Annotated in this window: 21 protein-coding genes and 1 tRNA gene; 8 read left to right on the top strand and 14 right to left on the bottom strand. The window is 70.5% G+C overall.

The features are described from left to right. Positions 1-29 precede the first annotated feature (29 nt). Together C4T42_RS24510 and kaiC are read right to left on the bottom strand one after the other, a co-directional pair. A complete protein-coding gene (locus C4T42_RS24510) occupies positions 30-371 on the bottom strand; it encodes a circadian clock KaiB family protein (RefSeq protein WP_056528328.1) in 342 nt (113 codons plus the stop codon). Further along, positions 368-2,056 (bottom strand): circadian clock protein KaiC, encoded by a 1,689-nt coding sequence (kaiC, locus tag C4T42_RS24505; RefSeq protein WP_181049211.1) that lies wholly within the window; start codon positions 2,054-2,056, stop codon positions 368-370. Before kaiC ends, C4T42_RS24510 begins: the two co-directional genes overlap by 4 nt. A gap of 247 nt (positions 2,057-2,303) precedes the next feature. Here kaiC and C4T42_RS24500 point away from each other — a divergent pair, with 247 nt between their 5' ends. The 4 genes from C4T42_RS24500 (at position 2,304) to C4T42_RS24485 (ending at position 5,842) form a co-directional block, all read left to right on the top strand. After that, positions 2,304-2,930: a DUF938 domain-containing protein gene (locus C4T42_RS24500; protein WP_103986023.1), complete on the top strand. Its 627-nt coding sequence runs from the start codon at positions 2,304-2,306 to the stop codon at positions 2,928-2,930. Positions 2,931-3,049: 119 nt separating this feature from the next. Next, the gene (locus C4T42_RS24495) at positions 3,050-4,291 is read left to right on the top strand and encodes an ABC transporter substrate-binding protein (RefSeq protein ID WP_103986022.1); all 1,242 of its coding nucleotides are present in this window, start codon (positions 3,050-3,052) and stop codon (positions 4,289-4,291) included. A 121-nt stretch (positions 4,292-4,412) separates the two neighbouring features. Further along, positions 4,413-5,426 carry an NAD(P)H-quinone oxidoreductase gene (locus tag C4T42_RS24490; RefSeq protein ID WP_020091846.1) on the top strand — a complete coding sequence of 338 codons (1,014 nt, stop codon included), beginning with the start codon at positions 4,413-4,415 and terminating at the stop codon, positions 5,424-5,426. A gap of 113 nt (positions 5,427-5,539) precedes the next feature. Then, positions 5,540-5,842 (top strand): hypothetical protein, encoded by a 303-nt coding sequence (locus C4T42_RS24485; protein WP_020091847.1) that lies wholly within the window; start codon positions 5,540-5,542, stop codon positions 5,840-5,842. 45 nt (positions 5,843-5,887) lie between these two features. On the opposite strand, the gene C4T42_RS24480 is transcribed toward C4T42_RS24485, so the two are convergent. The 10 genes from C4T42_RS24480 to C4T42_RS24435 form a co-directional block, all read right to left on the bottom strand. Beyond that, a complete protein-coding gene (locus C4T42_RS24480; RefSeq protein ID WP_026604743.1) occupies positions 5,888-6,769 on the bottom strand; it encodes a 3-hydroxybutyryl-CoA dehydrogenase in 882 nt (293 codons plus the stop codon). Between the two features lie 183 nt (positions 6,770-6,952). Continuing rightward, the gene (locus C4T42_RS24475; RefSeq protein ID WP_020091849.1) at positions 6,953-7,906 is read right to left on the bottom strand and encodes an FAD-binding protein; all 954 of its coding nucleotides are present in this window, start codon (positions 7,904-7,906) and stop codon (positions 6,953-6,955) included. Between the two features lie 66 nt (positions 7,907-7,972). Beyond that, the gene (locus tag C4T42_RS24470) at positions 7,973-8,722 is read right to left on the bottom strand and encodes an electron transfer flavoprotein subunit beta/FixA family protein (RefSeq protein WP_020091850.1); all 750 of its coding nucleotides are present in this window, start codon (positions 8,720-8,722) and stop codon (positions 7,973-7,975) included. A gap of 167 nt (positions 8,723-8,889) precedes the next feature. Continuing rightward, entirely contained in the window at positions 8,890-9,462 is a 573-nt protein-coding gene (locus tag C4T42_RS24465) for a cob(I)yrinic acid a,c-diamide adenosyltransferase (RefSeq protein ID WP_020091851.1), read from the bottom strand. A gap of 13 nt (positions 9,463-9,475) precedes the next feature. Next, entirely contained in the window at positions 9,476-10,105 is a 630-nt protein-coding gene (locus C4T42_RS24460) for an acyloxyacyl hydrolase (protein WP_020091852.1), read from the bottom strand. A 138-nt stretch (positions 10,106-10,243) separates the two neighbouring features. Next, a complete protein-coding gene (locus C4T42_RS24455; protein ID WP_020091853.1) occupies positions 10,244-10,429 on the bottom strand; it encodes a twin transmembrane helix small protein in 186 nt (61 codons plus the stop codon). Positions 10,430-10,496: 67 nt separating this feature from the next. Further along, positions 10,497-13,145 carry a TIGR02302 family protein gene (locus C4T42_RS24450; protein ID WP_244603273.1) on the bottom strand — a complete coding sequence of 883 codons (2,649 nt, stop codon included), beginning with the start codon at positions 13,143-13,145 and terminating at the stop codon, positions 10,497-10,499. A gap of 136 nt (positions 13,146-13,281) precedes the next feature. Then, positions 13,282-14,490, bottom strand: coding sequence for a polyhydroxyalkanoate depolymerase (phaZ, locus tag C4T42_RS24445; RefSeq protein WP_020091855.1), 1,209 nt, complete (start codon positions 14,488-14,490; stop codon positions 13,282-13,284). Positions 14,491-14,725: 235 nt separating this feature from the next. Continuing rightward, entirely contained in the window at positions 14,726-14,971 is a 246-nt protein-coding gene (locus tag C4T42_RS24440) for a hypothetical protein (protein ID WP_020091856.1), read from the bottom strand. A gap of 170 nt (positions 14,972-15,141) precedes the next feature. After that, positions 15,142-15,351 (bottom strand): hypothetical protein, encoded by a 210-nt coding sequence (locus C4T42_RS24435; RefSeq protein ID WP_020091857.1) that lies wholly within the window; start codon positions 15,349-15,351, stop codon positions 15,142-15,144. A gap of 378 nt (positions 15,352-15,729) precedes the next feature. Here C4T42_RS24435 and C4T42_RS24430 point away from each other — a divergent pair, with 378 nt between their 5' ends. The 3 genes from C4T42_RS24430 (at position 15,730) to C4T42_RS24420 (ending at position 16,744) form a co-directional block, all read left to right on the top strand. Then, on the top strand, positions 15,730-16,383 hold the full coding sequence (locus C4T42_RS24430) for a Maf-like protein (RefSeq protein ID WP_020091858.1): 654 nt from the start codon (positions 15,730-15,732) through the stop codon (positions 16,381-16,383). Then, on the top strand, positions 16,380-16,565 hold the full coding sequence (yacG, locus tag C4T42_RS24425) for a DNA gyrase inhibitor YacG (RefSeq protein WP_020091859.1): 186 nt from the start codon (positions 16,380-16,382) through the stop codon (positions 16,563-16,565). Before C4T42_RS24430 ends, yacG begins: the two co-directional genes overlap by 4 nt. Positions 16,566-16,668: 103 nt before the next feature. Then, positions 16,669-16,744, top strand: a tRNA-Phe gene (locus tag C4T42_RS24420). A gap of 104 nt (positions 16,745-16,848) precedes the next feature. On the opposite strand, the gene C4T42_RS24415 is transcribed toward C4T42_RS24420, so the two are convergent. Continuing rightward, the gene (locus tag C4T42_RS24415; protein WP_020091860.1) at positions 16,849-17,601 is read right to left on the bottom strand and encodes a Crp/Fnr family transcriptional regulator; all 753 of its coding nucleotides are present in this window, start codon (positions 17,599-17,601) and stop codon (positions 16,849-16,851) included. Positions 17,602-17,813: 212 nt separating this feature from the next. Between C4T42_RS24415 and C4T42_RS24410 the strand changes: the two genes are divergently transcribed. Further along, complete coding sequence (locus tag C4T42_RS24410; RefSeq protein WP_020091861.1) at positions 17,814-18,791, top strand: phosphoribosylaminoimidazolesuccinocarboxamide synthase; 978 nt, start codon at positions 17,814-17,816, stop codon at positions 18,789-18,791. Positions 18,792-18,845: 54 nt separating this feature from the next. Here C4T42_RS24410 and C4T42_RS24405 read toward each other — a convergent pair whose 3' ends face one another. After that, positions 18,846-19,127 (bottom strand): DUF2312 domain-containing protein, encoded by a 282-nt coding sequence (locus C4T42_RS24405; protein WP_020091862.1) that lies wholly within the window; start codon positions 19,125-19,127, stop codon positions 18,846-18,848. Between the last annotated feature and the right edge of the window lie 29 nt (positions 19,128-19,156).

The raw sequence follows: 19,156 nt of genomic DNA, 5'->3' as shown, positions 1-19,156 counted from the left end.
CGCGACCGTCGGAGACGAGGCGGCCGCGTTCAAGGCCGGTCGGCCTTGGGACGGATGTCGAGGCCGACCAGAACCTTCTCGGTGTTCGACAGGTCGCCGATGATCCGCTTGAGCGGCGACGGCAGCCGGCGAACGAGGGTCGGGATCGCGAGGATCTGATCGCCGGCGGCGAGCTGCGGGTTCTTCATGAGGTCGATGACCTCGATGTCGTAATGGCCGGCCAGATGCTCCTCGCAGAACCGCTTCAGGTTGCTCAGGGCGGCGAGAGACTTGGCCGTCTGCCCGGCGACGTAGAGGCGCAGGTGATAGTGGCCGGAATCGCGGTCGGGATCCGTCTCGGGTGCTTGGTCGTCCGATGTCGTATCGCTCATTCCGCGGCACTCCGTCGTGCGCTCAACGCCTGCTGCTCCGCCGCGAGCGTGACGCCCCGCGCCGCGTCCTCGGCACGCAGGCTCTCCTCCTCGTCCACGGCCGCCTCGAGACCGGCCCTGAGCTCCTCGATCTGGCGCTCCAGGGCGGAGCGTCGGCGCGCCATATCCCGGAGCCGGCGCTCGGTCGCGTCCCGGTGCTGCTGCGCGGCCGCGCGTTCCTGAGCCTCCTGAACTAGGCGCGCGGTGCCGGTGAGAACACCTGAAGGACCAATATAGGCATCCACCAACTGGATCCCGTCCGACGACATCAGAAATTCGCGGATCTGGTTGGAGTGGCTCATACCCCGCGCCTTGATGACGTAGAGGGTCCGCGTCCGCTCGCCGTTCGCCTCCATGTTCTGGAGCTTGATCCAGGCATCCATCAGGGAGGACACGCCGAGATCGTTGTCCTCGATCAGGGAGCCGTCGCCGCGGAGGGTCGTGAAGATCGCCGTGATGCCGCGGGTCTTGATCAGGTCGATCATGCGCAGGAGCGTCGCCTGCAGCTCGCCCGACGACCCGCGCAGGGCCGAGATCGGGTCGAGCACCACCACGTCCGGCCGGAACTGGTCGAGGTCGCGGTGCATCCGCGCGAGATGCGTCTCCAGACCGAACAGGCTCGGCCGCGCGGCCTCGAAGCGGAGGCGGCCGCTCGCCACGTGCGCGGCGAGGTCGAGCCCGATCGAGCGCGCGTTGCGGATGATCTGGGCACCGCTCTCCTCGAACACGAAGGCCATGCAGCGCTCGCCGCGCCGGCAGGCCGCGTCGAGGATCGAGGCGGCGAGCATGCTCTTCCCGGTCCCGGCCTCGCCGGAGATCAGGATCCCGGAGCCGCGATGGAAGCCCCGCGGTCCCAGCATGGCGTCGAGCCCGGCGATCCCCGTCGAGAGGATGCCGTCGGGCACCCCGTAGACGAGATCCGCCGAGGTCACCGGCAGGACGCTGATCCCCGCGTGATCGATAAGGAACGGGTACTCGTTGGTGCCGTGGGCGGAGCCTCGATACTTGACGACGCGCAACCGTCTCGTGGTGATCTGGTCCTCGACGCGGTTGTCGAGCAGCACGACGCAGTCGGAGACGTACTCCTCCAGGCCCTGGCGGGTGAGCGGCCCGTCGCCGCGCTCGCCCGTGATGATCGCGGTGAGGCCGCGATCCTTGATCCAGCCGAACAGGCGGCGCAGCTCGGCGCGGAGCAGGGTCGGATCGGTGAAGCCCGCGAACAGCGTCTCGATCGTGTCGAGGACGACGCGCTCGGCCCCGATCGAGTCCACCGCGAAGCCGAGGCGGATGAACAGGCCCTCGAGGTCGTACTCTCCGGTCTCCTCGATCTCGCTCCGCTCCACGCGCACGTGGTCGATGGCGAGATGGCCGGCGGCGACGAGACCGTCAAGGTCGTAGCCGAGCGACGCGACGTTCGCCGCCAGATCCTCGGCCCGCTCCTCGAAGCTCATGAACACGCCGGGCTCGCCGTAGAGCGTCGCGCCGTTGACCAGGAAGGTCGTGGCGAACAGCGTCTTGCCGCAGCCCGCGGCGCCGCAGATGAGCGTCGGCCGCCCGGCCGGGAGACCGCCATGGGTCAGGTCGTCGAAACCGGTGATGCCGGTCGCGACCTTGGGTAGTGTCCGGGCGGCTTGCGGATCGGGCACGATGGGCGAATCCCTGGACGTCTCGGAGGACGGCAAGTCCGGAAGTGGGGCGGCGCTCTCAACCCTGCCGGGCCGATCGGGACGGTTCGCACCGCGAGAGACGCGGAGGCTGGCGCGAACAGCGCGTCGAACGGGCGGAACACCCGTGGAATGCGGTATGGCAACGGGTCCGCCCGCGCAATATGGGTGCGTGACGTGTCCGGCCGCCATCCCATCGACGGACTGCGCAGACCGATGGAGGGCCTCCATGCTCGGCTGGGACGTCGACGTCAACGAGGCCCTGACGGCGCCGGCCGTCGCGCGCAATCGCGACGCGATCCTGGCCGTGCTCCGCGAGATCCTGCCCGACAGCGGCACCGTTCTGGAGATCGCCAGCGGCTCCGGTGAGCACGCGGTCCACGTCGCCGCGGCCCTGCCGGGCCTGGACTGGCTGCCGAGCGATCCCGAACCCGCCGCCCGGCGCAGCATCGCCGCGCACGCGCTCCGGGCCGGGCTCGCCAATATCCGGCCGCCGCTCGCGCTCGACGCCGCCGCCGCGGCGTGGCCCGTCGCGCGGGTCGACGGGATCGTGTGCATCAACATGATCCACATCGCGCCCTGGGCCGCCACCGAGGGCTTGATGGCCGGCGCCGGACGCGCCCTGAGCGCGGGCGGCGTCCTGTTCCTGTACGGGCCGTTCCGCGAGGCGGACCGGCCGTTCGCGGAGAGCAACGCCGCCTTCGACGCCTCCTTACGCGCGCGGGATCCCGCCTGGGGCGTGCGGGACCTCGACGCCGTCGCGGCGGAAGCGGCCCGGCACGGGCTCAGCCTGGTCCGGCGCGTGGCCATGCCCGCCAACAATCTGAGCCTGATCTTCGGCCGCGCGGACAGGTGAGGGCCCGTCTGTCACGGCTTTCCGTATCTGCACACTGTATTCAAGCATCCGCGTATTGCACAATCCTGCCCTGGACCCGATGCGGCGGCAAAAGCCGCACGGGCCGCAGGAGGAAGCCCATGCCGATGGAACGCAGCGTCTCGAGCCGGGCCCTGGCCCTGCTCGCAGTGGCCGGATTACTGGGATCGACGCAGGCGCGGGCCGCGGATCCCATCAGGATCGGGGTGATCGCCGAGGCGCAGTCGGTGGTCGGGGCCTCGATCCCGCAGGCCGTTCAGCTCGCCGCCGACGAGATCAACGCCCAGGGCGGCGTCGACGGCCGCCAGATCCAGGTCGTCACCTACGACGACAAGTCCTCGGCCTCCGACGCGGTCCGCGCCTTCCAGCGGGCGGTCTCCGAGGACAAAGTCAACCTTGTCATCGCCAGCTACATCTCCGAGGTCGTGTTGGCGCTGATGCCCTGGGCGGCCCGGCTCAAGACGCCGATGATCACGCCCGGCGCGGCCTCGAACGAGATCAGCGCCGCGGTCCACAAGGACTACGCGCGCAACAAGTACACTTTCCACGGCTACCTGACCTCGGCGGCGCTCGCCCAGTCCATCTGCGATTCCACCAAGGACATGCTGATTGACCTGATGAAGGTGAAGACCGCCGCGATCATGAGCGAGGACGCGGCCTGGACCCGGCCGCTCGACGTCGGTTACGAGAAGTGCCTGCCCGAGATCGGCGTGAAGGTCGTCGACCACATCCGCTTCTCGCCGGACACGGGCGACTTCACGCCGATCTACAACAAGATCGAGGCGGCCAAGCCCGACCTGATCGTCACCGGCATCTCGCATGTCGGCGTGCAGCCGACCGTGCAGTGGCAGAATCAGAAGGTGCCGCTCGCCATGACCGGCATGAACTCGCAGGCGACGTCCTCGACCTTCTGGTCGAACACCAACGGCGCGACCCAGGGCGTGATCTTCCAGAGCATCGCGGTGCCGGGCGCGGCGATCACCGACAAGTCGCTCGCCTTCAGCGCCGCGTTCAAGAAGCGCTTCGGCAGCGACCCGTCCTACGCCGGGTACATGGCCTACGATCAGGTCTACTACGCCGCCGACGCGGTGAAGCGGGCCGGCACCACGGAGGCCGACAAGCTGGTCGACGCCCTGGAGAAGACCGACTGGGTCGGCACCGTCGGGCGCACGCAATTCTACGGCAAGGACGACCAATTCACCCACTCGATCAAGTACGGGCCGGGCTTCGTCACCGGCCTGATGGCGCAGTGGCAGGACGGCAAGCAGGTCGCGGTCTGGCCGAAGAGCCTCGCGCAGGGCGCGATCATCCTCCCGGCCGCCGTGAAGGCGGCGGCCCGCTAGGCGGCTCCCCGGACCGGCAACGGGCACGCGGCTTGCCAAGCGCGCCCGTTGCCGCAAGTAGAGCCGGGCCGCGACACCGTGAGCGCGGCCGAGACGACGTGCGCGCTGAGGACAATCGCTGATGGCCACCACCGACCTGCCCGGGACCATGCGCCAGATCCGTTACGCGGGTTCCGGGGGACCGGAGGTGATCAGCCTGGAGAACGCGCCCGTGCCGAGCCCGGGGCCCGGCCAGGTCCTGATCGAGGTGGTGGCGGCCGGGGTGAACCGGCCCGACGTCGCGCAGCGGTCCGGGGTGTACCCGCCGCCGCCCGGCGCCACCGAGATTCCCGGCCTCGAAGTCGCCGGCCGCGTGGTCGCGCTCGGCAGCGGGGTCGAGGGCCTGTCGGCCGGCGACGAGGTCTGCGCCCTGGTGATCAGCGGCGGCTACGCCGAGTACGCCGTGGCCGAGGCGGCCCACTGCCTGCCGCGACCGAAGGCCGTCTCGCTGGTCGATGCCGGCGGTCTGCCGGAGACCTTCTTCACGGTCTACTCCAACGTGGTCCAGCGCGGCCGCCTGACGCGCGGCGAGAGCTTCCTCGTCCACGGCGGGTCGAGCGGCATCGGCGCCACGGCGATCCAGATCGCCAAGCATGTCGGCGCCCGGGTCTTCGCGACGGCGGGCTCCGCCGAGAAGTGCCGGTTCTGCGAGGATCTCGGGGCGGATGCCGCGATCGACTACAAGCAGGCCGACTTCGCCGAGGAACTGAAGCGCCTCACCGACGGGCGCGGCGTCGACGTCATCCTCGACATGATCGGCGCCAGCTACCTCGCCCGGAACCTGAAGTCGCTGGCACCGGACGGGCGGCTGGTGATGATCGCGCTGATGGGCGGCTACAAGGTCGACGGGCTGAACATCACGCCGATCATGCGCAACCGCCTGACCTTCACCGGCTCGACGCTCCGGCCACGCGGGAAGGCCGACAAGGCCGCGATCGCCGACGGTCTCCGTCGGGACATCTGGCCCGAACTCGAGGCCGGACGCATCCGCTCCGTCACCCACGCCACGTTCCCGCTCGAGCGGGCGCGGGAGGCGCACGAGCTGATGGAATCGAGCGCCCATCTCGGCAAGATCCTGCTGACGACCGGCCGCTGAGCCGGCCCCGTCAGGAACCTGCCTCGGCGGCCCCGCGTTGGCGGCCGGTAACGAGATCGTGTCGCACAGCGCCCGTTCCGGCGTGTGGCGTCCCGCCGAGGAAGGTTTTGCACATGGCCGAGAGACTGAACCCCAACGAGAGCCGCCAGGGCGAGCGCGGCAAGCCGGTGCTCTGGGTCTTGGTGGCGAGCCTCGTCCTGCTGGCGATCGCCACCGTGGGCCTGCTCACGTGGAACGGCGCGAACTCGCCGAAGGACTACGCCAGCCAGAGCCAGGACGCGTCGCGCAAGGAGGTGACGGGCTCGGTCAACGGCCAGTCCGGCGGGTCGTCGCCGTCGAACAGCACCGCCGTCCCGGGCGGCAACCCGTCCTATCCGCAGCCGGCCCAGCCGGGCGCGAACGGCGCGCCGAAGTAAGGCGTCGCGCGCGGGACGGGATGCGCCGTCCCGCGGCCGACCCTCTCAGCGGGTCGGGATCGGCGTCGGGCCGCGGTAATCGTAGAAGCCGCGCTTGGCCTTCCGGCCGAGCCAGCCGGCCTCGACGTACTTCACGAGGAGCGGGCAGGGCCGGTACTTCGAATCGGCGAGGCCCTCGTAGAGAACCTGCATGACCGACAGGCAGGTATCGAGGCCGATGAAGTCGGCCAGCTGCAGCGGGCCCATCGGGTGGTTCGCGCCGAGCTTCATGGCGGTGTCGATCGACTCGACCGATCCGACGCCCTCGTAGAGCGTGTAGATCGCCTCGTTGATCATCGGCAGCAGGATCCGGTTGACGATGAAGGCCGGGAAATCCTCCGACATCGTCGACGTCTTGCCGAGTTTCGCGATGAACGCCTTGGCCGACTCGTAGGTCGTGTCCTCGGTCGCGATGCCGCGGATCAGCTCGACGAGCTGCATCACCGGCACCGGGTTCATGAAGTGGATGCCGATGAACTTCTCCGGCCGGTCGGTCGCCGCCGCCAGCCGGGTGATGGAGATCGACGACGTGTTGGTCGCCACGAGGGTCTCCGGCCGCAGCGACCCGCAGAGCGTGGTGAAGATCTCGCGCTTCGTCGCCTCGTTCTCGGTCGCCGCCTCGATGACGAGATCGCACGGGCCGAGGGCAGCGAAGTCGCGGGCGGGGACGATGCGCGAGCGGGCCTCGCCGCTGTCGCCTTCGGTGAGCGTGCCCTTCGAGACGAGGCGCGCGAGGCTGCCCTCGATCACCGACAGCCCGTTCTCGAGCCGGGCGGGATCGCGGTCGTTCAGCAGAACCTCGAAGCCGGCGGTGGCGCAGACTTGCGCGATGCCGCTGCCCATCTGGCCCGCGCCGACGATGCCGACCCGCTTGATCTCCATATGCATGTGCCGACCTGTGCCCCCAAGGCGGATGCCGCAGCGCTGCCGCCCAGCTCTCTGGACGGCACGGACGCGACGGCACCGCGCGAAGTCTCGCCGCTGCTGCCTTCTAGACCAATCCTCGATCCGGAAGGAACCCGTGAAGCCGCGTTCTGCGACAATGCTCGCGGGTTGCCAGATCCGGTGCCGTTACTGGCCCTTGGCTTTGCCGATCTCGGATTGCAGCTCGGGAACGACCTGGAACAGGTCGCCGACGAGGCCGTAATCGGCCACCTGGAAGATCGGCGCGTCCTCATCCTTGTTGATGGCGACGATGACCTTCGAGTCCTTCATGCCGGCGAGGTGCTGGATCGCGCCCGAGATCCCCACCGCGACGTAGAGGTCCGGCGCCACGACCTTGCCGGTCTGCCCCACCTGCCAGTCGTTCGGCGCGTAGCCCGCGTCCACGGCGGCGCGCGAGGCGCCGACGGCGGCGCCCAGCGAGTCGGCCAGCGGCTCGATCAGCTCGTGGAACTTGTCCGAGGATCCGAGCGAGCGGCCGCCGGAGACGATGATCCGCGCCGAGGCCAATTCCGGCCGGTCGGACTTGGCGATCTCCTCGCCCTTGAAGCTCGAGCCGCCCGCCTCAGGCGCGGCCGCCGAGACGGCCTCCACCGGCGCCGGGGCGCCGCCCTCTTCGGCCGCCTTGAAGGCCGCCGTGCGCACGGTGATCACCTTCTTGCCGGCGGGCGCCTGCACGGTCTGGATGGCGTTGCCGGCGTAGATCGGCCGCTCGAACGTGTCGGGCGAGACCACCTTGATGATGTCGGACACCTGCGCGACGTCGAGCAGGGCGGCCACGCGCGGCAGCACGTTCTTGCCCGTGGTCGAGGCCGAGGCGATGATCGTGTCGTAGGGCTCGGCGATGGCGGCGATGAGCGCCGAGACCGGCTCGGCGAGATCGTGGTCGTAGACGCCGTCCTCGGCGTTCAGGACCTTCTCGACGCCGTCGAGCTTGCCCGCGGTCTCGGCCACGGCCTTGGAGCCGGTGCCCAGCACGAGGGCGTGGACCGGCGCGCCGATCTCCTTGGCGGCGGCGAGCGCCTTCAGCGTGCTGTCCTTGATCTGGCCGTTGCCGTGCTCGACGAAGAGAAGTGTCGTCATGGTCTGCTGGTGCCCTCGAAGGTGGTGGCGCGGGGCTCGACCGTCGACCGGGAGCCCCGCCTCGGATCAGATGACGCCGGCTTCGACCTTGAGCTTCTGGACGAGCTCGGCCGCGGAGGCGACCTTGACGCCGGCCGAGCGGCCCGGCGGTTCGGCGGTCTTCAGCACCGTGAGCCGCGGCGTGACGTCGACGCCGAGCGCGTCGGGTGCCAGCTCCTCCAGGGGCTTCTTCTTGGCCTTCATGATGTTGGGCAGCGACGCGTAGCGCGGCTCGTTGAGGCGGAGGTCCGTCGTCACGATGGCCGGCAGCTTGAGGCTCACGGTCTGCAGGCCGCCATCGACCTCGCGGGTGACGTCGAGGCTGCCCTCGCCGGGCTCGATCTTGTACGCGAAGGTGCCCTGAGGCCAGCCGAGCAGGGCGGCGAGCATCTGGCCGGTCTGGTTCGAGTCGTCGTCGATCGCCTGCTTGCCGAGGATGACGAGCTCCGGCCTCTCCTTCTCGACGACGGCCTTCAGGAGCTTCGCGACGGCGAGCGGCTCGCAGTTCACGTCGGTCTTCACCAGGATCGCCCGGTCGGCGCCCATGGCGAGTGCCGTGCGCAGCGTCTCCTGCGCCTGCTGCGGGCCGATCGACACGGCCACGATCTCGGTGACCTTGCCCTTCTCCTTCAGGCGGATCGCCTCCTCGACGGCGATCTCGTCGAAGGGGTTCATGGACATCTTGACGTTGGCGAGCTCGACGCCGGAGCCGTCGGCCTTCACGCGAATCTTGACGTTGTAGTCCACCACCCGCTTGACGGGCACCAGCACCTTCATGGCGGTCACGATCCTTCCCCGGAGGATTCTTGTCGTCGTGCAGGCCACTCCCACGGGCGCGCGAGGCGCAGCGTGGCCGGGGCACGCAAGGCGCCGGACCGTAACGGCCACATTTCCGCCTTGTCAACGCGGCGCCGTGGCGGCCCCGCGAAAACCGCGATGCCGGCTCAGCGATTGGCGCCGGGCACCCAGAGCACGTCGTCGGCCCCGTCGCCGTTCGCCGCCCGGCTCGCCACGAACAGGAAGTCCGACAGGCGGTTGAGGTAGCGCAGCGCCTCGGACGAGACCGTCTCGTCCTCCCGCGCCGCGAGGCTCACCGCGAGCCGCTCGGCGCGCCGGCAGACGGTCCGGGCGAGGTGCAGGGCCGCGGCAGCCGGCGAGCCGCCGGGCAGCACGAAGGATTTCAGCGGCGGGATCGCGGCGTTGAGCGCGTCGATGTCGCGCTCCAGCCGGTCGACCTGGCTCGCCACGATCCGCAGCGGCTCGTAGGGGAGGGGCTCGGGGGTCGGCGGCGTCGCGAGGTCGGCGCCGAGGTCGAACAGGTCGTTCTGGATCGCCCCCAGCATCCCGTCGAGGGGGCCCTGCGTGTGCAGGCGCGCCATGCCGATGCAGGCATTGGTCTCATCGACGGTGCCGTAGGTCTCGACCCGCAGGTCCGCCTTCGAGCGCCGCTGCCCGTCCGCTAGCGCGGTCGTCCCCTTGTCGCCGGTCCTCGTGTAGATGCGGTTGAGCTTGACCACGGGGTGGCGTGCCTCAGAACGTGTAGCCGATCTTGCCGCCGAAATTGGTCAGGCCGCGGTTGTTGGCGCAGAGCCCGGCATTCGACATGTGCTCGACCGTCGCCATGATGCTCCAGTGCTCCGTCAGGCGGAAGCCCAGGGCGGCCGCCTCGCGGAACATCGGCGAGCAGCCGAGGGTGTTGAAGCCGTAGGGCGTCTCGGCCTTCGGGCCGGTCCAGCCGTTATGGGCCACGCCGCCGAAGAACCCGTCGAGGAACACGCGGCGGTTGAAGGTCTCGGGGAAGATCTCGAGCGTCCAGGTCGCGCCGAGATAGGCGTAGCTGGTCCGGCCGCCGGTGTTGTAGCTGCCGCCGACGGTCGGCCGCGGCACGAAGGCCTGCCAGAACGGATCGTCGCTGATGCGCGGCTTGGCGAACAGGATCTCGCCGTTGACGTTCGCCTTGCTGAAGCCGGGGAGCTTGCCCTCGGCGCTCCCGGGATCCTGCACCGAGCCGCCGATCCGGATCTCCGACACGATGCTGAGCGGCTGGACGGGGGCCGCGTAGGCGGCGGGCGGCGGCGGCGCGAGGTCGGCGGCCGAAGCCGGCAGAATCGCCGCCCCGGTCAGAAGGCCGAACAGACGGAGGCGGGAAGGGGCAGTCATGCGGGCTCGGCCGGTTAGGCGCAGCGATTTGCTTCTACCGAGCGTAGCAGAGGCCCGCGCGGCGGGGCGGCCTATTCATCCTTCACCGGATCGAAAGGTGTTCGGTGCGGCGGCGCGGTCACACCCGGCCCGACGACGTCACGCCGAGCGCCACCAGACGACGCCCATGATGATCACGATCGCGACGAACTGCAGGAGCACCCGGAGGCGCATCAGCTTCTGCGAGAGGTTCACGCTGCCGCCGCGCATCATGTTGGCGAGGCCCGCGACCAGGACCGCGGCGACGGCGAGGCAGGCGATCAGGACGAGGGTGTTGGACGACATGCGGTCGGGGATCCGGGTGGGGCGCAAGCCGCGATGCGGCTCGGCGCGTCGTTGAGGTGTCGGGCGCTCAGTTGCGGCGGAGCAGGCGCTCGAAATAGTCGAGTTCCTCGCGGGGGCGACTCGGGTCGCCGAGCTTGCGCCGCAGCTCCTCCATGATGCGCCGGGCGCGCTGGACCGCGGATTCGTCGGCCGTGGGGACGCGGACCCGCCCGTCGCTCATGTCGCGGCCGCGGGTCGGGCGCCCGAGGGGATCGTCGTCGCGCGCGCCGGCCTGACCCTGCTGGCCCGGCTGCTGGCCGCCCTCCTGCTGGCCCTCGCCCTGGCCCTCGGCCATCTCCTGCATCTGCTGGGCCATGCCGTCGGCGCCGCGCTTGAGGCCGTCGAGGGCGCGGCCCTGCGCGTCGACCGCGCCGTCCGAATCGCCGTCCTTCAGCGCGTTCTCGGCCTCGCGCATGGCGTCCTCGGCGTCGGAGAGGCCCTGCTCGCCGCGCATGCCGTTCTCCTTCATGCGCTTCTGAAGGTCCTCCAGCCGCTGCCGGAGCGCCTGCTGGCGCTCGCCGACGCCGCCCTGCTGGCCCTCGCCCTGCTGCCCCTGACCCTTCTGGCCCTGTTGGCCCTGACCCTGCTGGCCTTGCCCCTGCTGACCCTTCTGACCCTGCTGGCGCTGGCCCTGCTGCCCCTGGCCCTGCTGGCCGCGCTGTCCCTGCTGCGGCTGGCCGCGGTTCTGCGGGCGCTGGCCGTCGCGCTGCTCCTCGCCGTCCTTGAAGGTCTCGTCGCGCAGGCCCTGCTGCTCGCGCGACATCGCGTCGAGATCGCGCATCTGCTTCTGCATCTCGCGGGACGCCTGATCGGAGCGTCCGCCGCGCTCGGCGGTCTGGAGATTCTCCAGGATGTTGCGCAGCTGCTCCATCAGGCGTTGCGCCTCGGCGGTGTCGCCGCGCTTCATCGCCTCCGCCATGTCCTGGATCATCTTGTCGAGATCCTCCGGCGTGACGGTCTTGGTCTGCCCGTTGCTCTGGCCGCGCTCGCTCTGCTCGCGGGGCTCGCGGCCCTGCTTCTGCGCCATCTCGGACAGGAACTTGTCGAGCGCCTGCTTCAGGTCCTGCGTCAGGCGCTTGATCTCGTCGTCGGGCGCGTTGCGCTCGATCGCCTCCTTCAGCCGGTCCTGGGCCTGGCGGAGCTGCTTCTCGGCGTCCGACAGGTCGCCGTCCTCGATCTTGAGAGCCATCTCCCAGAGGAGGTCGGCCACCGCGACGAGGTCGGCATCCGTTCGGGCGCGGCGCAGGCGCTCGGTCGCGGTCCGCAGGCCGAGGAAGATCGCGGGCTGCGGCGTGTACGTGTCGGGCGCGACCAGCAGGGCGTCCAGCGCCCCCTGGACCCAGCGGCGATCCGTGTCGGGCGCGATGACGAGCCGGCGGCGCTGCTCGGCGAGCGCCCGCGCCAGCGGCTCGCGGAACGGCCGCGCCGGCAGGACGATCTCGGTGTCGGGCGTGCGCCCCTCCTGGCCGGCCTCGTCCTTGACGACGATGTGGTAGCGGACCTTCGCGCCGGACCACGGGCTGTCCGTGAGGTCCACGAGGGTCTTGGTGTCGGTGTCGCCGCTCGCGTCGCCCGGCAGCGCCAGGTTGATCTGCGGGACCGGGACCAGGGCCCGCGCGGATTTCAGCGGCTCGATCACCGCCTCGGCCGAGCTGATCCCGTAATCGTCCTTCGCCCGGTAGGTCAGGTTGAAGGTGCCGCGCCCGTTCACCTCGGGGCCGCCCACGGCGGTCACCTCCGGCGGCCGGTCGGGGATCGCGTCGACCGTGAGACGCTGCTTGCCCGCCGGGGTGACGATCGTCAGCGCGGCGCCGCCGACGATGCGGTAGCGCTCCTCGCGCAGGTCGGCGCGCGCCTCCTGGCCCGGCACCGGGACGAGGCCGGCATTCGGCGTGAGGGTCGTCTCGGACGCGGCCTTGCCCTGGCCGGCGATCCGCACGATCAGCTGCGCGTTGACCGGCGCGCGCAGGTGCTGGTCGCTCCCGTCCATCGCGATCAGCAGCGGCGGAAGCCGCGTGTAGAGCGGCGGGTCGATCCAGCCGTCCACGCGGAAGTTCGGGCCGGGCGCCGCCGGCTCCTGCCAGTCGAAGGCGGCGCCGATCCGCTGGCGCCACTCGGGGCCGGCCACGAACAGGCTGGCGACCGCCGCGACCACTAGGCCGGCGCGCAGCGCGAAGGGGTCGTGCCGGGTCATGCCCGGCCGCGGCAGGCCGACCCGCAGGGCCGAGATCGCCTGCGCGGCGCGGCGCTGGTGGAGGTCCCACAGCAGCCGGCTCCCCGGATCGGCGGCGCCGACGGCGAGGCTGTCCTGGGCGGCCGAGGCCGGCCCGTGCCGCAGCTTCGGATCGCGGGAGGCGGCCTCGCGGTCGAGCCGCGCCAGGGCGAGGCGACGGTCCGGCCGGGCGATGTGGATCAGCGGCAGGAGCGCGGCAACGAGCAGGATGGCGAGGGCGCCGAGGCCGATCTGGCGCCAGAGCGGCGTGAGGTCGAGCCAGACGCCCGCCCAGGAGACGACCAGGAAGAGCAGGAAGACGCCGATGCCGCGCCAGAGCACGGGCCAGGCCTGCTCCCACAGGGCGGCGGCCCGCGCCTGCGCCACGAGCCGGTCGAGCCGCGTGGACGCAGCGTCCGCTCCGCCCACCCGGGTCTTGCTCTCGGTGCCGTTGCTGCCGATCACGCCGACCGTTCCGCCTCACGCCGAAGGAGTGGCCCACGGAGCCGCGCCCGGCGGGCCCCGTCACACGTGCCTAGCATGGTGGGCCGCGCAGGTCGGCGGGTCAAATCGGCGCGACGCCGACCCGACCGGGGCGCGGTCAGTTGTGCGCCTGGATGAAGTTCCGCACCTGCGGGTAGATCTGCGACTCCCAGCGCCGGCCGGCGAAGACGCCGTAATGGCCGACGCCGGCCTGGAGGTGATGGGTCCGCATGTACGGGGCGAGGTCCGAGCACAGGTCGTGGGCCGCCATGGTCTGGCCGACGGCGCAGATGTCGTCCCGCTCACCCTCGACCGTCATGAGCGCCGTGCGGCGGATCGCGCGCAGGTCGATCGGCTCGCCCCGATACGACACCGCGTTCCGGGCCAGGGCGTGGTCCTGGAACACGGTCTTGACCGTCTCCAGGTAGAAATCGGCGGCGAGATCGAGCACGGCGAAATACTCGTCGTAGAAGGACTCGATCGCCTCGGCCTTGTCGTGCTCGCCGTTGGCCATGTGCCAGAACAGGTCGGCGTGGCCCTGGACGTGGCGCTTGGCGTTCATCGCCATGAAGGCCGAGACCTGCACGAAACCCGGATAGACCTTGCGGCCGGCCCCCTTGTGGCGCGACGGCACCGTGGCGATCAGGTTCTTCTCGAACCACTCGATCGGCTTGGAGGTCGCGAGCTCGTTCACGCCCGTCGGGTTGATCCGGCAATCCACCGGTCCGGCCATCAGGGTCATGCTGCGCGGGGCGGCCGGGTCCTTCGACTGCGCCATCGCGGCGGCGGCTACCAGGGCCTGCACGGCGGGCTGGCACACCGCCACCATGTGGGCGCCTTCGCCCATGGTCCGCAGGAACTGGATGAGGTGGCTCACGTAGTCGTCGAAGCCGAAGGTCCCGTCGGAGAGCGGCACGTCCCGGGCGTTGTGCCAGTCGGTGATGTAGACGTCGTGGTCGGGCAGCATCGTGCGCACGGTGGCGCGGAGCAGCGTGGCGAAGTGGCCCGACATCGGCGCCACCATCAGCACCTTGGGCTGCTCGGTGTGGATGTCCTTCTTGAAGTGGAGCAGCGTGGCGAAGGGCGTGACCTCGACCGCCTCCTCGGAGACCGGGACGCTCCGGTTCCCGACATTCACCGACTCGATGCCGTAGGGCGGCCGCGCGAAGGTCAGGCCGGCGCGCATCATCATCCGGGCCCCGGCGGACATCCAGGTCGCCGGCTCGCCCCACCCGACCCAGGGCGACCAGATGTCGTTCAGCAGCCGCCCCCACGCCCGGGTCTGGGCGGCCATGTCGGTCTGCAGATCGAACGCGTCGTACAGCATCGGGCAGGCACTCGCTTGAGCCCTGCCCGGCACGCGGGCCATCGGGGCGGCAACGTTGGCGGATGCCGGAGTGAGGGTTGCATCAGCGTGGCCGTGCAGGATGGGTCCCGTTCCCGGGGGCGGCAACTGTCCGATAGGCGGATGCGAACAAGAATTGTCGTGACGTGACTTTGATGCACCACGCGCCGCGCCGATCACATTCGGGTGTGCCGAATCGTCCGGCACACCCCCGCCGTCACGAGGCGCGGCGAATGACCGGGCGCGGGTCGGACTCGCTCCGACGATGCTCGCAGGCGACCTTGAGGTACCGGTCGCTGCCCCCGGGCAACCCGGCCTGGGCGGCCATCGTCTGGGCGTGCATCAGGCATTCCATCGGCGTGTGCGCCGGCGCGACGATGACGTCGAGGGCGGTGTCGCGCGAGCAGTCCTGGGCCAGCAGCGTGCCGGCACAGACGAGGGCAACGGAGAGCAATTCCGACATGACGGACCTCAGCTTCGAGTGATCGAAAGGTCCGCGGGGTGCTCCGGCGTGCGAGCCACCGCGTTGTCGTTGCCTGGTCGCTTCCTCCGGTTGCTGAAGACTTGAAGCACGTCATGTGCCAGCGCAGCACGACGCGTCCCTTGAGAGGTGCAGTGCCGTCCGGGCCGGCCTCAGTCGCGGGCGGGAAGCCAGCGCGTCTCCGGCTCGTCGGCGGGCAGGAGCGCCGCGACCGCGTCGAGGTCGACCACGTACTGATCGGTGAGGCGCTGCCACATCTCGACCGGCGAGGCGACCTGCGGCCGGAGCCCGTCGAGGGCGCGGGCGAGCAGAGCCGCATTGACGAGCTTCGGGCGCGGCACGAGCGGGTCAGCGTTCAGCATCGATGACGATCCCATTGGAGTGACGCCATCCTGCGTCGATCGTGGTTAACGATGGGTTACGTGCCGCCTCGACATCTTGCGCTGTTCTTGCGGACGCTTTCGCGCCGGGCTCTGAGCTGGATTCGTCGGCGCCCTCGGTCACGCCGAGGCGCCGCCAGACCTGAGTAACGCTGCCCGCGGACGCACCGGGCCGCGTGGGACGCCCAGGCGAATCCACGCGCGTTCGCCAGGGCGTCGGCACCCGCTCGAGTTCACAAGCCGGACCCCTTCCCTTATCAGGCAGGCGCATCGAGCCTGTCCCGGCCGACGAAGTGCCGCCGCGCAGGGCGCGCACGGCTCCGGTCGCGCGGCTCCGGTCGATTGTGCGAACGGGACATCATGGACGCCAAACCTGAAGCGATCGGCGCGACGCATGAGCCGACGGCGCGACTCGTGCTCGCGTCCGCTTCGCCCCGCCGTCTCGCGCTGCTCCAGCAGATCGGGATCGAGCCGGCGGCGCTCCTGCCCGCCGAGATCGACGAAACACCGCGCAAGGCCGAGCCGCCGCGCGAGCTGGCGCGTCGCCTCGCGCGGACGAAGCTCGCCACCGCCGAGGCGGCGCTCCACCTGGAGGACACGACGACGCCGACCTGGCTTCTCTCGGCCGACACGGTCGTCGCGGTCGGGCGGCGCGTCCTGCCGAAGGCCGAGATCCCCGACGAGGCCGCGGATTGCCTGCGCCTGCTCTCGGGCCGGCAGCACCGGGTCTACACGGCGGTCTGCGTGCTCTCGCCCCGCGGGCGCCGCGAGCGGATCGTCGAGAGCCGCGTCCGGTTCAAGCGGCTCTCGGGCCGGGACATCCAGGGCTACGTGGCCTCGGGCGAGTGGCGCGGCAAAGCCGGCGGCTACGCGATCCAGGGCCTGGCCGGGGCCTTCGTGGTCAAGCTGGTCGGCTCGTACAGCGGCGTGGTCGGCCTGCCGCTCTACGAGACCCTGAGCCTGCTCGACGGCGAGGGGTATCCTGTGCGGGCCGGGTGGGGCGCCCTCGCATGAACCGCGAACGCCGGCCGCCGCCCTGTCCGATCTGCCGGAAACCGTCCGCGCCGGAGTTCCAGCCGTTCTGCTCCCAGCGCTGCGCCGACGTCGATCTGGGGCGCTGGCTCAACGAGCGCTACGCGATCCCCGAGGAGCTCGATCCCGACGCGCCGCCGCCCCCGCCGGATCCGGAGCGCTGAATTTTTCGGCCTTCCGGTCCCGTCAATGTCACGCGAGGCTGGACAGGCCGCCAAGCACTCACTATACCCCGCGACGTCCGAGGCCGGCACCGGCGCGGACGACGCCCAGGTAGCTCAGTTGGTAGAGCATGCGACTGAAAATCGCAGTGTCGGCGGTTCGACTCCGTCCCTGGGCACCATCATCCCGCTGAGCCCCCGACCATCGGATCGGTAGAGCCGGCGACAGGATCCTCGATTTTCTGACAATACTCGGCTGCAGGTCGCGCGCGTCCGCGCGTCCCAATCAGCGCGTCTCCGCGTCGCGCAGGTGCAGGTAGGTCGGATCGAATTCGGCCGCTTCCTGCAGCCCGGCCCAGTCGTGGACGGTGAGGCGGCGACCCCGGAGCGTGATCAGGCCGGCGGCTTTGAGATCGCGGATCGTCCGGTTGACGTGGACCGACGTGATCCCGAGGGCATCCGCGAGTTCGGGCTGCGTCATCGGCAGGTCGCAGGTCCGGTCGGGTGCCAGCCCGACGGCGTCGAGGCGGGTCATCAGCTCGCAGAACAGGTGGGCCATCCGCGCATACGCTTCCCGGCGCCCGGTGTTGAGCATCCATTCCCGGACCAGGGCGGCGTCCATCAGCGTCGCGCGCCAGAACACCTCGTTGAGGCGCGGGTGCGCCCGCAGCATCGCCCGGACCGTGTCGTGCTGAACGAAGCCGAGGCGGCAGGCGCTCACCGTGGCGATGTTGATGTCGAGCACCTCCAGGAACAGGCTCTGGAAATCCGGCACGTCCCCGGGGACGTGGTAGCTCATCACCTGCCGCTTGCCCGCGCGTGTCGACTTGTAGGTGCAGGCGATACCGCTGAGCAGCGTGAAGCTCCGGGACGGCCGGTCGCCCTCCCGAATGATGTCCTGGTTGGGCTCGAACTGGGCGACCTGCAGCGGGAGCGCGACGAGGGCGGCGCGCTCCGCGTCGGACAGCCGGAACAGGGCCACGGTCTCGATCCGGCGCAGGAACGGATCTCTGACCGACGGTTGGGGTGTCTCGTTCATCGCGCCTCGGCCGTCCGGCAGAAGCGCTCGGCGTCGCGCGGCCGGTCGTCCACCGTCGTTGGTCCCCGCGTAAGTGTAGGGTCCCGGTCGGGCGCGACCAGGGCGAGGGCCGGCACCGGGCGCCCTCGGTGAGGCCGGGACTGGAATTTCCCGCCCCGTCCGCGCACAGAAGTCCGGCGGCGCGGTCGCCGTTCAGCCTGACGGAAAGCCCGATGAACACGGCAGATCTCGCCCCGCACGCGCATCAGGTCCTGCGCGACGCGACCCTGCCCGAGCTGCCCCGGCACTACCGCGGCAAGGTCCGGGACAATTACGACCTTCCCGACGGCCGGCGCATCCTCATCACGTCGGACCGGATCAGCGCCTTCGACCGGGCGCTCGCGGCGATCCCGTTCAAGGGCCAGGTCCTGACCCAGACCGCCCGGTACTGGTTCGAGCAGACCGCCGACCTGTGCCCGAACCACGTCCTCGCCTATCCCGATCCCAACGTGGTGGTCGGCCGGCGCCTGGATATCCTGCCCGTGGAGGTGGTGGTGCGCGGCTACCTCGCGGGCACCACGTCGACCTCGATCCTGACGCGCTACCGCGCGGGCGAGCGGGACATGTACGGCCACACCTTCCCCGACGGGATGCGGCCGAACCAGCGCCTGCCGGAGGCGATCATCACGCCGACCACCAAGGCGTTCGACGGCGGCCACGACGAGCCGCTCACCGAGGCGGAGATCCTCGAGCGCGGGTTGCTGACGCGCGCGCAGTGGGAGACCGTGTCGGGGGCGGCCCTGGCGCTGTTCGCGCGCGGCACGGCCCTGGCGGCGGAGCGCGGCCTGATCCTGGCCGACACGAAGTACGAGTTCGGCACGGATCCCGAGGGCCGGATCGTCCTCGCCGACGAGATCCACACGCCGGACAGCAGCCGGTACTGGTTCGCGCAGAGCTATCCCGAGCGCTTCGCCGCGGGTTCGGCCCCGGAGAGCTTCGACAAGGACTTCGTGCGCAACTGGGTCGTCGCCCGCTGCGACCCGTACAAGGACGCCATTCCGGAGATCCCCGCCGAGGTCGTCCTGGAGACCGCGGCGGTCTACATCCGCGCCTACGAGACGATCACGGGCAAGCGCTTCGTCCTGCCGGACCCGGCCGAGGAGCCCCTGGAGCGGATCCGGCGCAACATCGCCGCCTATCTCGCGGCGTAGCCTCGGGGTCGGGACAGGAGGTGCGGCGCCCGGCGCCGCACCCGGTCGAGCCTGTCAGGCCGCCGCGGCGATCGGGGCCGGCGACGGCGCGTCCATGGCGCGCAGGTAGACGTCGAGCAGCGTTTCCTGCTCGTCGCGCTCGTCCTTGTCCTGCTTGCGGATCTTCAGGATCTCCTTGAGCACCTTCACGTCGAGACCCTCGCCCTTGGCCTCGGCGAAGACCTCCTTCTTGGCCTCCATCAGGTCCTTGATCTCCTCCTCCAGCCGTTCCACGCGCTCGATGATCGAGCGGATGCGGTCGCCCGCGACGCCCACGGTGTCGGTCATGTCGGTCATGCAGTCCCTCGTCGGATGACGGGGGCACC

Origin of the sequence: Methylobacterium sp. 190mf (assembly GCF_900107945.1) — a bacterium.
Classification (GTDB): Bacteria; Pseudomonadota; Alphaproteobacteria; order Rhizobiales; family Beijerinckiaceae; genus Methylobacterium.
The sequence above is the reverse complement of the archived record's forward strand: the minus strand, read 5'-3'. Positions and strand labels throughout refer to the sequence as shown.

Excerpts from the sequence above, each read along its gene's own strand:
- C4T42_RS24510 (WP_056528328.1), bottom strand. The coding sequence starts at position 371 with ATGAGCGATACGACATCGGACGACCAAGCACCCGAGACGGATCCCGAC.
- C4T42_RS24500 (WP_103986023.1), top strand. The coding sequence starts at position 2,304 with ATGCTCGGCTGGGACGTCGACGTCAACGAGGCCCTGACGGCGCCGGCC.
- C4T42_RS24495 (WP_103986022.1), top strand. The coding sequence starts at position 3,050 with ATGCCGATGGAACGCAGCGTCTCGAGCCGGGCCCTGGCCCTGCTCGCA.
- C4T42_RS24490 (WP_020091846.1), top strand. The coding sequence starts at position 4,413 with ATGGCCACCACCGACCTGCCCGGGACCATGCGCCAGATCCGTTACGCG.
- C4T42_RS24485 (WP_020091847.1), top strand. The coding sequence starts at position 5,540 with ATGGCCGAGAGACTGAACCCCAACGAGAGCCGCCAGGGCGAGCGCGGC.
- C4T42_RS24480 (WP_026604743.1), bottom strand. The coding sequence starts at position 6,769 with ATGCATATGGAGATCAAGCGGGTCGGCATCGTCGGCGCGGGCCAGATG.
- C4T42_RS24475 (WP_020091849.1), bottom strand. The coding sequence starts at position 7,906 with ATGACGACACTTCTCTTCGTCGAGCACGGCAACGGCCAGATCAAGGAC.
- C4T42_RS24470 (WP_020091850.1), bottom strand. The coding sequence starts at position 8,722 with ATGAAGGTGCTGGTGCCCGTCAAGCGGGTGGTGGACTACAACGTCAAG.
- C4T42_RS24460 (WP_020091852.1), bottom strand. The coding sequence starts at position 10,105 with ATGACTGCCCCTTCCCGCCTCCGTCTGTTCGGCCTTCTGACCGGGGCG.
- C4T42_RS24455 (WP_020091853.1), bottom strand. The coding sequence starts at position 10,429 with ATGTCGTCCAACACCCTCGTCCTGATCGCCTGCCTCGCCGTCGCCGCG.
- phaZ (WP_020091855.1), bottom strand. The coding sequence starts at position 14,490 with ATGCTGTACGACGCGTTCGATCTGCAGACCGACATGGCCGCCCAGACC.
- C4T42_RS24440 (WP_020091856.1), bottom strand. The coding sequence starts at position 14,971 with ATGTCGGAATTGCTCTCCGTTGCCCTCGTCTGTGCCGGCACGCTGCTG.
- C4T42_RS24435 (WP_020091857.1), bottom strand. The coding sequence starts at position 15,351 with ATGCTGAACGCTGACCCGCTCGTGCCGCGCCCGAAGCTCGTCAATGCG.
- C4T42_RS24430 (WP_020091858.1), top strand. The coding sequence starts at position 15,730 with ATGGACGCCAAACCTGAAGCGATCGGCGCGACGCATGAGCCGACGGCG.
- yacG (WP_020091859.1), top strand. The coding sequence starts at position 16,380 with ATGAACCGCGAACGCCGGCCGCCGCCCTGTCCGATCTGCCGGAAACCG.
- C4T42_RS24415 (WP_020091860.1), bottom strand. The coding sequence starts at position 17,601 with ATGAACGAGACACCCCAACCGTCGGTCAGAGATCCGTTCCTGCGCCGG.
- C4T42_RS24410 (WP_020091861.1), top strand. The coding sequence starts at position 17,814 with ATGAACACGGCAGATCTCGCCCCGCACGCGCATCAGGTCCTGCGCGAC.
- C4T42_RS24405 (WP_020091862.1), bottom strand. The coding sequence starts at position 19,127 with ATGACCGACATGACCGACACCGTGGGCGTCGCGGGCGACCGCATCCGC.